At 33.6% G+C, this 14204-nt stretch carries 10 protein-coding genes and 1 riboswitch; of the genes, 3 read left to right on the top strand and 7 right to left on the bottom strand.

Annotation, left to right across the window (positions count from 1 at the left end; translation table 11 throughout):
• Positions 1-6: 6 nt before the first annotated feature.
• Positions 7-2277, bottom strand: a complete 2271-nt coding sequence (locus V1503_RS20870) for a ribonucleoside-diphosphate reductase subunit alpha (protein WP_410629033.1) — start codon at positions 2275-2277, stop codon at positions 7-9.
• Between the two features lie 282 nt (positions 2278-2559).
• Positions 2560-2778, bottom strand: a riboswitch (cobalamin riboswitch).
• Positions 2779-3112: 334 nt separating this feature from the next.
• Here V1503_RS20870 and V1503_RS20865 point away from each other — a divergent pair.
• Positions 3113-3808 (top strand): LbetaH domain-containing protein, encoded by a 696-nt coding sequence (locus V1503_RS20865; protein WP_410629032.1) that lies wholly within the window; start codon positions 3113-3115, stop codon positions 3806-3808.
• Positions 3809-3876: 68 nt separating this feature from the next.
• Here the strand turns inward: V1503_RS20865 and V1503_RS20860 are convergent, their stop codons facing one another.
• A complete protein-coding gene (locus V1503_RS20860; RefSeq protein ID WP_410629031.1) occupies positions 3877-4863 on the bottom strand; it encodes a CgeB family protein in 987 nt (328 codons plus the stop codon).
• 185 nt (positions 4864-5048) lie between these two features.
• Positions 5049-5513 (bottom strand): hypothetical protein, encoded by a 465-nt coding sequence (locus V1503_RS20855; RefSeq protein ID WP_410629030.1) that lies wholly within the window; start codon positions 5511-5513, stop codon positions 5049-5051.
• 252 nt (positions 5514-5765) lie between these two features.
• Here V1503_RS20855 and V1503_RS20850 point away from each other — a divergent pair, with 252 nt between their 5' ends.
• On the top strand, positions 5766-6833 hold the full coding sequence (locus V1503_RS20850; RefSeq protein ID WP_410629029.1) for a tetratricopeptide repeat-containing glycosyltransferase: 1068 nt from the start codon (positions 5766-5768) through the stop codon (positions 6831-6833).
• Between the two features lie 89 nt (positions 6834-6922).
• Here V1503_RS20850 and V1503_RS20845 read toward each other — a convergent pair whose 3' ends face one another.
• Entirely contained in the window at positions 6923-7369 is a 447-nt protein-coding gene (locus V1503_RS20845; protein ID WP_410629028.1) for a DUF1330 domain-containing protein, read from the bottom strand.
• A gap of 379 nt (positions 7370-7748) precedes the next feature.
• Positions 7749-10592, bottom strand: coding sequence for a fibronectin type III domain-containing protein (locus tag V1503_RS20840; RefSeq protein WP_410629027.1), 2844 nt, complete (start codon positions 10590-10592; stop codon positions 7749-7751).
• Positions 10593-11300: 708 nt separating this feature from the next.
• Here V1503_RS20840 and V1503_RS20835 point away from each other — a divergent pair.
• The gene (locus tag V1503_RS20835) at positions 11301-11693 is read left to right on the top strand and encodes a hypothetical protein (protein ID WP_410629026.1); all 393 of its coding nucleotides are present in this window, start codon (positions 11301-11303) and stop codon (positions 11691-11693) included.
• An 859-nt stretch (positions 11694-12552) separates the two neighbouring features.
• On the opposite strand, the gene V1503_RS20830 is transcribed toward V1503_RS20835, so the two are convergent.
• Positions 12553-13251 carry an Ltp family lipoprotein gene (locus V1503_RS20830; protein WP_410629025.1) on the bottom strand — a complete coding sequence of 233 codons (699 nt, stop codon included), beginning with the start codon at positions 13249-13251 and terminating at the stop codon, positions 12553-12555.
• A 309-nt stretch (positions 13252-13560) separates the two neighbouring features.
• Positions 13561-14190 carry a hypothetical protein gene (locus tag V1503_RS20825; RefSeq protein WP_410629024.1) on the bottom strand — a complete coding sequence of 210 codons (630 nt, stop codon included), beginning with the start codon at positions 14188-14190 and terminating at the stop codon, positions 13561-13563.
• Positions 14191-14204 lie beyond the last annotated feature (14 nt).

Genomic DNA, 14204 nt, shown 5'->3' with positions numbered 1-14204 from the left:
CCTCTTTTAACTATGACAGCTATCGCAATCTTCAATGTCAGCAGTTGATGTTGAACGTACATAATAGGTTGTTTTTAATTCGTTTCGCCAAGCAAGTGTATGAAGCTCCAATAATTCTTTAGCCTTTACGTCATTCCGAACGTAAATATTAAATGAAATTGATTGGTCGATATGCCGCTGTCGTTTCGCATTTTGCATAATACTCCACTTTTGGTCAATTGTATAAACCGACTTGTAATACCAGTTTGTGTGAGGTGTCAAATCTGGTGCAGTAACTGGTATTTTATAGTTCTTTTTCTCTTCAGAGTATTCTTTTCTAAATATCGGGTCAATACTTGCTGTAGACCCTGCAATGATCGAAGTTGATGAATTAGGTGCTACTGCAAGCAAATAGCCGTTTCGAATACCGTGCTTCTTAACATTTCCTTTTAACTCATTCCATTGTTTTGAATGATATTTTCTGTATTCGAAATATGCTCCTGATTCCCAATCTGAGCCGTAAAATGCAGGATAGGGTGTTTTTTCCTTAGCCAATTCCATGCTAGCTTGAATTGTTTCGAACGCTATTTGTTCATACAGTTCATCACAATAAGCGACAGCTTCATCACTTTCCCACGCTATACCTTTTAATGCTAATAAATGGTGCCAACCAAATGTACCTAATCCAATCCCTCTATATTTTTCATTCGTTATTTCTGCTTGTAATACAGGAATTGCATTTAAATCTATTACATTATCAAGCATACGAACTTGTATTTTAATTAACCTGTTAAGGACATCATCCTGAACTGCTTTAGCTAAAGAGATTGATGATAAATTACAAACGACAAAATCCCCAGGCTCTTTCACAGTAATGATTTGACCATCATCTACCATTTGTTCAACAACAACTGTAGGACTCATATTTTGCATAATTTCTGTACATAGATTACTACAATAAATCATCCCTTTATGTCTGTTTGGGTTTGCTCTATTTGCTGTATCTCGGTAGAACATATATGGTGTTCCTGTTTCTAACTGTGAAATCATAATAGCCTTGAAAATATCTATCGCTGCTACAGTTTCTTTTGAAAGGATCGGATTGTTTACGCATTCCCAATATTTATCTCGGAAAGACCCTTTGCCACGCTCCTCATCAAAATAATCCTCTAATGAAAAGCCCATTGTTTTTCTTACTTCGTGTGGGTCAAAAAGATACCATTCACCACGTTTATCAACAACTTCCATAAATACATCAGGTATACACACTCCGGTGAATAGATCATGTGTACGAAGTCTTTCATCTCCGTTATTTAATCTCGTATCAAGAAACGACAATATATCCTTATGCCATACATCTAAATAAACTGAAATCGCTCCTTGCCTTTGGCCAAGCTGGTCAACAGACACTGCCGTATTGTTTAACTGCTTCATCCAAGGTATAACCCCTGATGAAACTCCTTTAAACCCCTTTATGTCACTACCTCTCGCTCTAATTTTCCCTAAATAAACACCTATCCCTCCACCATTTTTAGATAAATTCGCGATGTCTGTATTCGAATCATATATTCCTTGCAAGCTATCATCAACTGTATCTATAAAACAACTTGATAGCTGGCCATAGCTTTTTCCTGCGTTAGCAAGTGTTGGTGTTGCAACCGTCATATACAAATTAGAGAGTGCCCAATAAGATTCGTTAATAAGTGCTAATCTATTTTCCTTATTTTCGTTCATCATCAATGTCATTGCAATGATGAGAAACCGCTCTTGTGGTAACTCAAATACTTCTCCTTGATGAGATTTTGCCAAATAACGATCCGATAATGTTAATAAACCTATATATGTAAAATATTGATCTCGCTCTGGTACGATAATGTCTGCTAATATATCAATTTCTTCTCTTGAATATTGTGAGAGTAATTTCGGACTATAAATTCCCATCTCCGTCAGCTTTAATAGCAATTGATAAAATGAACCATAGTGGTAACCTGACGACTCAGCTCTATTTTCAGTCGCTTTTTGATAAAGTGAATCAAGGTATATATTTGCAGCAAAGAAAGTCCAATCAGGCTCTAACGATGTAATCCTTTCCAGTGCAGATAATATTAACATGTTGGTAAGTTGGTCAATATGCCATTCATCTTTATTCTCAAGAGCCAGCATTATTTTCTCTCGATATTCATCAAATGATAAATGAGGAAATCTATCAGCTATTTTTTGAACATAATCTAAAACCATTTCAGACGTACCATCAGCCAGCTGCTGATACTCAACTAATACCTTTTGCATTCTTTCCATCCCCTTTTAATAAAAATGCGTATGAATCTCGCCTGCCTCCAACATGCAATGAAATCATTACACATGCTAGGTATATTGTGAAGTGACTCAATGGGTTAGAAGGCAGAGCTAGACCCTGTTCATCCTAAAATATAAAAAAGCTCATCCTTAGTAAGATGAGCGAACAGAACGATGGATATATAAAAGAGAGAATTATCACCCTTTTAAGAATAGTCATTCAACAAAAAAATGTTTGAATGATTTTTCTTCTCCTCGTCCTATCCTCCCAACTCCCGAAGAAAATAGCACTAAATAAAAAAGGCAGGTCTCCTGACTTGTGCTTCGCTTTACTTTAAGCCCCTTCCCATGAAATCGTACTTCACAGTGGTTTCGCTTATTTCATCAGCACTTACAGTTGCGGGTACAGTTTTGGATTTTCACCAAATTCCCTACATGGAGATGTTCTATATTTCTCGAACATCTATACGTCGATTTTTCGACACCTTTTTTACTAGATAACAAAATATTGTATTATCAACTTAATTATACTACTAAATATTGAATTTCAATTTAAATTATAATAGGTTTTGACATTTCTTGCAATAAGAACTATACGCAAATAAGGAGTATTTAAATTAAAAGATTAAAGATGACAGAACTTTGTCAGGTAACATATCGATCATCTATATGTATAGTATTGAACGAAGGTAGGTAACATTAAGCAGTTCAGAAATATTGTGTAATTAAGGTAATATGACGTTTACACCACGTAAGTACCTTGAATATTTTCAATCTTCTACACATAGTATTTTTGAAAGGTAACAAAGTGTAGTAATTGCTTAAAGGAGGGATTATGTTGTCAAAAATAAAAGATCTTTTAACCTATGAAGATTTTTTTATGAAGAAAATATTTAGTAATAAAGAACACTACTGGGAAGTATTACAAATATTACCTAATTTTATTCAGACAATATTATCAAAAAAAAATGCTACTATAAATGGTGAAGTAGAAGATAAAAATTCTGTGAATAATAAAAACATTTTTGTTGGTAAAGATAGTTTTATAGAACGAGGTGCATATGTTAAGGGACCTGCTATAATCGGTGAAAATGTTAAAATTTATCACGGAGCATATATTAGAGATAACGTAATCATTGGTGATAACTGTATAATTGGTAGTTGTTCGGAAATCAAGCATTCTATAATACTAAATGGATCTAGTGCTCCTCATTATAATTTTGTAGGTAATTCAATACTCGGTCAAAATGTAAACCTTGGTGGTGGGGTACATTTATCGAATTTTAAAAATGTACCTTTTGGAGGGAAAATCAAAGTAAAGACCATAGATAATAAAACTATTTCAACTAATTTAAATTACCTAGGTTCAATTGTAGGTGATAATTCGAAAATTGGAGTTAACTGTGTGTTAAATCCTGGTTCAGTTATCGGTAAAAATGTTCTTACTTATCCCAACCTAACAATACGAGGTTATATTGAAAATAATTCACTTGTCAAAAACATAAATCAAATTGAGATTAAAAGACTTCTCTAATTTCCGTTCGAGATAGTTATATATAATGATAACCCGAGATAAACCTTATGAATACAACTTATCCAATATTATTTTTCTATTATCCCATTTCTTTTCAATATGTCTATGATATACAATGCCCTATGTTTATAAGTATGATTTTTTGCGACCATGTCTTTACCTCGTTTCCTTATAACATCTCTTTCCTCAGTTTTTAATAAATAATGCTTTACTAATTCTACTGTTTCTTCTTTTGAAGAGGATGTAATTAAGTGATACCCTGGTGTAAATAAGCGTCTTATTTCTTGTGTATCAGACGTTATGAGAAATCCTTCTGAACCTAATATTTCAAAAGTTCTTTGTGTAAGCTGATTTTGCTGGTTTTGAAGGCCTATGATGATATCAGAGCTACTATATACTTTTGGAGTTTCTAAATAATGAATATAACCATGGATCCAGTCATTAGGAATTTGCACACCAAGTATATCTTGCATGTTCTTCCAACCTACTCCCCAAAAATCAACTCGTATATTTGCTTTTATTAACGGCTCAATTAATGTTTTAGTAGATTCGTAACGATAAAGGTTAGTGTTTTTTCTAAGAAGATGAGGGTATGCATTAGCAACTACTGCTATCGACTTAGTATATTTAGGTTCAGATTTAGTAATATAATGTGTGTCTGGATGATATCCAAAATCTAAACGAGCTGAAGGTAGACCTAACTTTTTATATACTTTCACCAATGAAGGACAAATAGTAAATATAAAATCTATTTTACTATTTTTAATTAATGGTAATGTAAAAGTTTTAGTATGTGTGGGGTCTTCAGTAGCCCAATAAACATGTGGGATATTTGTTTTTTCAAGATATTCCTTTAACCAACTTTGTTTTTCTTTTCTATGCTCTCTCGTCCATCCCATTGAAAATATGATATGAGGATTATAATTAGCAACGGTATTAAAAAGTTCGGATTTTGATGATATTTCACAAATGTTAACTTCATGACCTAAGTCTTTAAAGCCTCTAGGCAGTCCGTGAATCCACATCGGGTGTTTTTCTAAAAATAAAATACGCATTTTAAACACACTCTCCGTATAACTAAAATCAGGATTTATAAATATTCAAAGAAAACCTCCCCGTTAAGGGCATTTCTTTGTGATATATAAGAAAATGTCTTATATCGTTGGTTTTTAAATGTTTTCTAATATTTTTAGACGTCGTCCCTGTGGTGTACCTTCATATCGTGACACACACACTATGTTTACTTTTTCTTATCTTTTTTAAAAGTAGTGACGTTTATGCACCGACAAGTACTATCTAGCATATTATTTAAATCGGTATTTACATCTGTAATCGATAATCTATACCTATGGCTGCCTATTGGTGGAGTATCACAGACTGTGTTATTTGGGGTTAATGTGAAAACACTATTCGTCCTTTCATCAAAGACATTATACGTACATATTGTTGTAGAATTCCCACCTGTAATACGTTCTACTACATAATTTACATCAATTGGTCCTAGAGTCATAGTGTCCGCTTGTAAGTCTACCATGGAATCAACCTTTAAGATCCAATCCTTTTCTTTAACCATTATCGAATCAGTAGTTAATTCTATAGGCACAAACGGAGTTTGAGGGTTACCGTCTGATAATGTGAAAGTATCAAATTCACAATTACATATTATGTTGTTATTAGAATCTCCTTTACATTTACACTTTGACATAATTCACCATATCCTTTCAGTAATTTATGATATTTCTCACTCCTTCTATTTATATTCATATTCATACCATTTTGCAAAGGGCATTAGCCAAAGTTCTGATGAAAAATGTGAGTTACATTAAGTGCTTAGTTTAAACTGTAACACCTCCTTCAATCGGTCATAAAATAATTAGAAAAGCTTTAGAATTGTTTACCTTCTACTAATATAAAAAAAGAGGTGAATAACATTAGCAAGCCAGAAATTAGTCTGTGTATGATTGTAAAAAATGAAGAAGAAGTATTAGATAGGTGTTTATCTTCCATAATTGATTTAATAGATGAGATTATTATTGTTGATACTGGATCAACGGATAGAACGAAGGAAATAGCAATTCAATACACAGATAAAGTTTATGACTTTGAATGGGTGGACGATTTCTCAATCGCCCGGAATTACTCTTTCTCAAAAGCTACAAAAGATTATATTATGTGGCTTGATGCAGATGATATTGTACCAGCAGAAAGTCAACATAAAATTGCTGAATTGAAAAAAATTCTTGCTGAGCTTAAACCTGATTCTGTCATGATGGTATACCAGAATAGTCTAGACTCAGATGAAAACACCATGTTAACAATCTATCGTAATCGTATATTGAAAAGACAATGTAATTTCAAATGGCATGGATATGTTCATGAAGTAATTGAGGTTTCAGGTAAAGTATTAAAAACAGATATTGCTATAAAGCATAAAAGCGAGCGAAGGAAATCAGATCGAAATATTAGAATATACGAGAAAGCCATAGCCAAAGGGGCAACCTTTTCTCAGAGGGATATTTTACATTATGCTAATGAATGCTTGGATCACAAATACTATGAGCAAGCCATTCATTTGTATGAAACCATTCTTGCTATAACAAATCAGGATAAAGAATTTAAGTGTTATGCTATATGGAAGATTGCTGATACTTATATTAACCTTAAAAATTATGACAAAGCGATTGAGTATTGTTTAGGCTCTTTTAAGGTTGATTCTCCAAAAGCTGAAATATGTTGCAGGTTAGCAACATGCTTTCAGTTAAAGAACGACATTCACCAAGCCATCAGTTGGTATAAAATAGCGACAACTATTGAAATACCTCAATTAGAAGATTGTGGGTTTCCCATTTTTCAAGAATCATGTTACACATGGATTCCTCACCTAAAATTATGTGCTTGTTATATATATTTAGAAGACTATTCAAAAGCAAAGGTGCATAACGAGTTAGCAGAAAAATATGTTCCTAATAGTTTTGCTGTAAAAGAATACAATCGGTTCTTACATGAAAAACATCTAGAAAGCTGAAATTCCAGAAAATTAAACGGCAACTAACCCACAATCCGTTATAATTTTGGGTTAATTGACATTTATCTGAAGTGTGCATATTCCTTTAACTAAATCGGTATCGGAAGTTCTGTCATGGGCAGAAGGCGTGAATCTTCGATTGCTGCAGTCCGATGTCCAATACCGGCAAGGTAGTCTTGATGACTTGAAAAAGCAAGAAACGACTGCACGCTGTTCTGGCGGATTAGCATGACAAGATCCCACCTTTCGTCTTCTGGACCGATAAGAAACTCTCCGCTACCACCAAGAAACATCACTTCTCCCCCACTTTCACGGAGAAATGGGAGCGTGTGCTCAATATAGCGGTTGAAAGCTTCAGCACCGCTAATTGGGACCTCCGATGATAGTTCAGGATTAGCTGTGTAATCGGCAATATCACGAAAACGCAGCAGGTTCAGCATGATGATGCTACCCTCATATCCGTGTTGCATGAACCTCATACCAGCACGTTGCGATGGTTCGATGTAACGAATGATTTTAGTCTTCTTTACACTCATTTTCTTCACTCCTTGACGTAATTTAAGTCAATAATAACAAAAGACATAAATTATGTCGATACTTTTGACATGATTTATGTCTTTTTCCTCAAGCAAAAATATTTATTGAAGTGATCTATCCATTAGCCCAATAAGCTTTACTCCACAATATGGTCCTAAAATGAAGAAAAGCACTAATCCTTGTTACAGATTAGCGCCAGACTGTTGAGACTCAATTTACCTTATATAAACTAGGATTGTTCTACTAAAGTGTTATTTTACTACATTCCTTATAGCATGGATATTTTCTAATTGTTTCTTTACAACTTGAGTATGTTGAACTGCTGCTTCATAAAATCCATATTGGTCTGAAGCTCAACGTGTGTTGAGTTTTATGTTATTATTTTTCCTCGACTGTAAGAGATTTTACATTATTGTTTCCAACTGGATTATCACTTAGGTCTTTATCACTCACTGTAAATAATTGACTTGTCCCCCCAAAATTAGTTCTTGTGTACAAAGTCGCTTTGTAATCACCGACAATATATATGGAGGATAATGAGCCTTCCGTAATTCCAACTTCCTCTGTCGTGGAATAAGCCCCGACTTTAGTAATCCTTTTATACGTATTTAGTGGATTATAGTTTTTATCTTTAAATAAATAAACTCCTTTTGGCAATATCATAAATGAAGAAACTTGGTTTTTGCCAACATTTGAACCAGATAGCCACTTTGATCCATCTTTATATGAAGACATACTTCCCTCATAATTCATATGTTCATATAATACAGCAGCCCAATCTCCTATAACGAGGACTGAACTTAATGCATCATTAGGAAAACCACCTTCACACCCATCCTTAGTAATTAATCCACACAATAACCAATTATTATATCTATTGTGTTCTCCTTTGAAGTTTTTATCTTTAAAGAAGTGAACACCTTCACCTTTTACTATTTTGATAGCAGATGCTCGATTATCACCTATATCTCTATCATCTAATGTTTTGTCACCGCCATCATTAAACCAAGAAACTTCACCATCATAGCCTTTATATTGATAGGTTATTAGCGCATACGGTCCAACAACCTTCACTGAAGATAAATCATCATTTGGAAAGCCGATATCTGCTTGAATATCATCAAATGAAGTTATTCCATCATTATTTCTAGATTTAAATAGCATGTCACCCATATACTGCGATCCAGTAAATAGATAAACACCATCTTTCTTTTCTTGCACCTCTAAAGATGAAACCGTATTAGCGCCAATTTCCTTTGAATCTAAGTCACGGAAAGTCGCATTGCCAAATATCGTTTGAGTTAAACCACCATAACTTTTATCTTTGTGTAGTGTAACGTATACATCTCCTCTGACTAATAAAGATGATAGGCTATTATTCGGAAAATCTATTGAACTCACATCAGATATTTTTTGACCTTTACTGACTGCAACACACTCCCCGTTAAATCCTGTTTTAGTAAAAAGAAATGCAGTTTCTGTTACAGAAAAGTTATTAGCTATTTTAGAAGTTGGTGATTTTATTAATTTATCATTATATAAAACTTCCTTTCCAATATAAAAATCTACGTTGTTATTTTCAACTAATACATCGTATAATTCAGCAGAAATATTCACTGAAGCATCTGTACCTTCAAATGTCCCTACTTCTTCACCGCCTGCGTCAGGATTACCAATATATACTCTATAATATGTTCTCTCTCCAGCTGGTAGTTGATCATCTTCCCAAGAAAAAGGAATAGAACAGCTAGTTTGAATAATATCCCTTAACGATGCGGCTGTTAATTCGACTTTCCCAAAAACCTCATTACTTGGACGTGATACAGTTTTATATAATGTTCTGTTATCAAAAAGGGTATCTTCATGATAAGACTTGATCCAATAAACATTATTTTTTTCTGGCTCTACATTCACGTCTAACCAGCTCGTAACAGTTGGGTCTTGAATGAGTGCTGCGATACTATCATTTTTATATACGATAAAGCCGTCTACATTCGGGTCAGAAGTTTGATCCCAAGACAAAGTTGTCGTCAAATCTGCAAATGATGAATCTACACGTACATTTGATGGTACTTCTAAAAGAGAATCTTCAGGATAAATTGGTACTTCCATCGTTGCGTAGCCTTTATTAACCATTTTGATGACATAAGAATTTTTATCAGGTCTTAGGCCATAATCGTCTAGGTCATTTTCAAACGCTTTGCTAAGTTCATGAAAATGATTAGCTTGCGTAAAATTAACTTTAGATTGCGTAACTAAGTTATAAACTGCCCATTTATATGGATTTGCACCAGCTATTGTTCCGAAAGGCTTAGTAAATGATTCTGTGTTAGCCTCATTAATCGTTCTAGAAAACGCATAGCTTCTTGAATCAGAGTAATTATAATTTAAGCTTACGCCTACTTTAAATTCTACTGCAAAAGCTTTGCTAGTAAATTCAGTTGAAATACCTAAGCCAAACCCATGAGTAAGTGTTGCCATTTCTTGCTGTGACTCGGTCAGTCCATAAGACCTTTGAAAACTAGCCGTAGCAGGCCCACCCGTTTTCTCATTCCCATATGCAGCTCTCTCCCACCATTCTTCTACATCCAAAGTCAATCCCTCAGCAAAATATGAGTTTTTGTCCAATAATAAAGTAATTTCTCTAGGAGTACCGACAGGAAAAACAGAATTTAACAACCCATTATCAGGGCTATATATTGCTCTGAATGTGTCAATATTTGGATCATATTTATCTAACGCATTATTTAGAACACTTAAAGACTCGCCTGCAAGCTTTTCATAATATTCCGCATTGTAATAATGATCATTATAACCAGGATCAACGATAAAATTTATCGGGATATATTCAAATGGTTCAATTCCATGAAATATTGTTCGATTTTCATATGTGTCGAATGGAAAAGCCTCGTTGTCATCAAGCGCAGGAACAATTAATTCTGGTTCCACATAACCGTTGCTGTTTCCCCTTTCTCCAACCTCTTCTACATTAGTAGTATCTGTTTTTAGCGATTTCGAAATAGATCCAGATGCTGCAGAATCATCAGGTAAATATAATTGATATGTACCTCTATCAATTACTTCATATCCTGAAGGTGCTACTAGCTCTTCACTTTCATCATTTACAGCACCAAACACATTTGAAGGAATACAAATAAATAATAACAGGAAAAAAATGATGTTTATCGAATATTTAGTCGAACTGCTTACTATACTTTTCATAACCTCACCATCTTTTCAATTATTTTGGGCTAAAGGCATTAACATAGGCTCTTTTCATAAACTTTTGGCTAGGTATCAACAAATAAATTTTTTAATATGACTTGAGAAAGATGCCACGAAGCTAGGTATAAACGCATTTATTTCATAGTCAATAACAACAATCAATGCAATAACAGCCCCGAATTAAGAAGAAAAACTAATTGTGAAGTATAGCTATTAATCACCTCCTTAAATTAAATAATAAAACTCGGTAAAATTTGATAGATTAATAGAGAGAATAACAACTTTAGTAATGAGGGATTAACCATTTGACTAAATCATACAAAATTCGATATATTTCAACAAATTCGATTTTTGACTGTATAAGCCCATTTTAGTGAGGAAATGATCTGTTATCAGCTTGGAGAATAGAATCGGAGAGGTTTTAATAAATATATTGATGTACTGACAGTCAAGCGCCCGAATTGGATAGTAAGATACTCTGTTTGAACAGTATTCATAGTAGTAACGGCAGTCAAGCATCTTGTTTGGATAGTAATCATGGTTGTTCCGATAGTAATGTACCTTGTTTGGATAGTAATCATGGTTGTTCCGATAGTAAAGTACCTTGTTTGGATAGTAATCATGGTTGTTTCGACAGTAAAGTACCTTGTTTGGATAATAATCATGGTTGTTCCGATAGTAAAGTACCTTGTTTGGATAGTAATCATGGTTGTTTCGACAGTAAAGTACCTTGTTTGGATAATAATCATGGTTGTTCCGATAGTAAAGTACCTTGTTTGGATAGTAATCATGGTTGTTTCGATAGTAAAGTACCTTGTTTGGATAGTAAACATGGTTGTTCCGATAGTAAAGTACCTTGTTTGGATAGTAATCATGGTTGTTTCGACAGTAAAGTACCTTGTTTGGATAGTAATCATGGTTGTTTCGACAGTAAAGCATCTAGTTTGGACAGAAAACATAGTTGTTCCGATAGTAAAGCATCTAGTTTGGACAGTAATCATGGTTGTTCCGATAGTAATGTACCTAGTTTGGATAGTAATCATGGTTGTTCCGATAGGAAAGTACCTAGTTTGGATAGTCAACATGTTGTTCCGATAGTAAAGCATTCAATTTTGATAATAAGTATTATTGTCTGAAAATATTATTCTAAAAAATGGTAAAATAGCTTTGTATTTATCTAAGGAGGAGGTATCTATAATGTTATATTTATCTAACGAGGCATCTATAATGTTAGCCTTATTACCGCTTGGACTTGGGACTTTATTGATAGTTTTATACCCTATAATCAACAAAGAAAGTAAGACCTTTGCAAGGATTAGTTTTATTATGGGTGCATTGATCATATTGATCCTATTATATATTTTAATTTCACCTCATATTGTTATAACTTATTATTGATTTAGTTCTTAATCTAGTAGGTGGATAACAGATGATGAAAATAAGGAGATTTTACACATTGGAGTAATAGATCGTGTTAAATAATATTAATTGATAACTTATATGAGGTATGGCTCCCATTAATAATAAGACGTATTCTATTATCTAATGCCTGAAATCCCCCCTTTCTGGATAATAAAAAAAACAAACCATTCCTCGGCTTTGTTTTTTTACTAGGCTGTTTTGCAATTGATTGTTGTTATTCGAACTATGAGATAAATACGTATAAATCAAGTATTCGTGGCATTTTTTCTCAATTATAATAAAGTCAATTGCATAAAATTAAAGAAGAAGATAGATTATCGAACGTCACTGGTGAAATCGGATCATTTACTCTACACTATTTAGAACTATCAATAGACACCAACCCTACCAACAGTATCTTTGCGATACATACATTCGCAAAAAAAAGAACCGCACACCTGCTATAAAAAATAACAGATGTTCGGTCATCAATCTTTGAATTCTCAATATATTATTTACTGTACAATTTACTAAAAACCGATTAATTTCCTCTGTTTTAATTACCTAAATTTTCAATCGCGTAATCGGCTTCTTCTTGTGTGAATTTTTCACCATACTCAGACACCAATTGGTCTCTTATCGCTTCAGGTGACATGCTCATTGTTTCCTGGTAACTTTTCGCTTTTTCCAAAGCATTTTTATTATAATCAGCCATTAAATTATCAATTGCATATTGGGCTTCATCCTCAGTGAATTTTTCACCATGTTCAGACGTCAGTTGTTCGTATATCCCTTGCTTTGACATATACATAGTTTCCGAATAGGATTCCGCTTTCTTTAAAGCATTTTCTTTCCATTCATATTCTAAATTATCCATTGCATACGTCGCAGCTTCCTCAGAAAATTGTTCACCAAATTCTGAAGTTAATTGATCGAAAATAGCAATTTTAGACATATTCATCGTTTTTGCGTAAGATTCAGCCTTTTTCAAAGCAGATTTGTATTCTACAGGAACATCATCTTCTACGGTTTCTTCCTCAACATCATCTTCTACGGTTTCTTCCTCTTTCTCTGTTTCCTCAACTTTAGATTCCTCGTTTGCCACTTCAGCAACAGAAGGGCTGGCTTCTTGTTCTCCCGTATCTGCTTTTTCATCCCCCATTCCATTGACAGCCAATGCAATAATAGCAAGAGCGATAATCCAAACCCACCATTTTTTATAGAATGGTTTTCTTTGTTTTGGTTGTTGTTCCATTTTCCATATCCCCCTAATTTTGTATTCCAAGGAAAAGTATAACATAATATTCCAAAATTTATTTATTAATACAAATAAATTTCCAACCCTAGTAGAAAAAGTCGACTGTGGAGAAATATATATATAAATGGATATTTAAAACTAAAAGATTATTATTTTATATGCACAAAATTAAATTTCATGTGAACAAATAAAAAAAACTCACCTATAGGCGAGTTTTTTTATTTGTTTATATTTTATATTTATCTATCAAAAATAATAATGGCTCTGCTAAATTAGTCTCAATATCAACAAAGCTTACATTACTAGTTATTTTTTTATGTGATCAGGACCAACATGTATTTCAACATTATACATTGTCTTATTAAATCCGTGTGGGAAGCCTCGTTCTAATTGTTGATATGTGAAGTATGGCTTTTCAAGACCTTCTTCAACAACTACTCTATAAAATCCCCCACCTACTTTATCTTCCTTTAATTCGTTATCAACATAATAGAACCTTACAGGTTGTACCTCACCAGCAACCTCTTGAGTGTAGTATCGTTTATATTTATCGATAATCTCTTCGTCTTCCTCGGCTTTTACAACAAGTTCTTCACTATATTGAATCTCTTCAATTTCTTGGGTAAGCACCTCTAAATTATTAATATAAGGTAAGACGTACTCTTGCTCCCAATCTTCCATTCTTCCAGGAAATTCTTCATCATTGGCAAGCGCTTTTTCATAATCAAAAAAGTGTACAACTGATAAGGCGACCACAAGTACAGCACCTATGATCATATGGCTCTTTATTCTTTTTACACGGCTAGAGCCAGCTAATAATGCAATATACAATAATAAGATAATGGCTAATACAATCACTGTTTGCCAAGGTTTCAATAAATCCACAGCTTGCAACTCTATCTGTGAACCAACCTCTATAATTTTTTCAACTGTCAATTTCTCTCTCTCCT

The sequence above is a fragment of the Nanhaiella sioensis genome (assembly GCF_046557775.1).
Classification (GTDB): Bacteria; Bacillota; Bacilli; order Bacillales; family SM2101; genus Nanhaiella; species Nanhaiella sioensis.
This window is presented reverse-complemented; position numbering and strand designations above follow the sequence as displayed.

Coding starts and splice junctions, on each gene's coding strand:
- V1503_RS20830 (WP_410629025.1), bottom strand. CDS start 13,251: ATGGAACAACAACCAAAACAAAGAAAACCATTCTATAAAAAATGGTGG.
- V1503_RS20860 (WP_410629031.1), bottom strand. CDS start 4,863: ATGCGTATTTTATTTTTAGAAAAACACCCGATGTGGATTCACGGACTG.
- V1503_RS20835 (WP_410629026.1), top strand. CDS start 11,301: ATGGTTGTTTCGACAGTAAAGTACCTTGTTTGGATAATAATCATGGTT.
- V1503_RS20855 (WP_410629030.1), bottom strand. CDS start 5,513: ATGTCAAAGTGTAAATGTAAAGGAGATTCTAATAACAACATAATATGT.
- V1503_RS20870 (WP_410629033.1), bottom strand. CDS start 2,277: ATGGAAAGAATGCAAAAGGTATTAGTTGAGTATCAGCAGCTGGCTGAT.
- V1503_RS20850 (WP_410629029.1), top strand. CDS start 5,766: ATGATTGTAAAAAATGAAGAAGAAGTATTAGATAGGTGTTTATCTTCC.
- V1503_RS20845 (WP_410629028.1), bottom strand. CDS start 7,369: ATGAGTGTAAAGAAGACTAAAATCATTCGTTACATCGAACCATCGCAA.
- V1503_RS20840 (WP_410629027.1), bottom strand. CDS start 10,592: ATGAAAAGTATAGTAAGCAGTTCGACTAAATATTCGATAAACATCATT.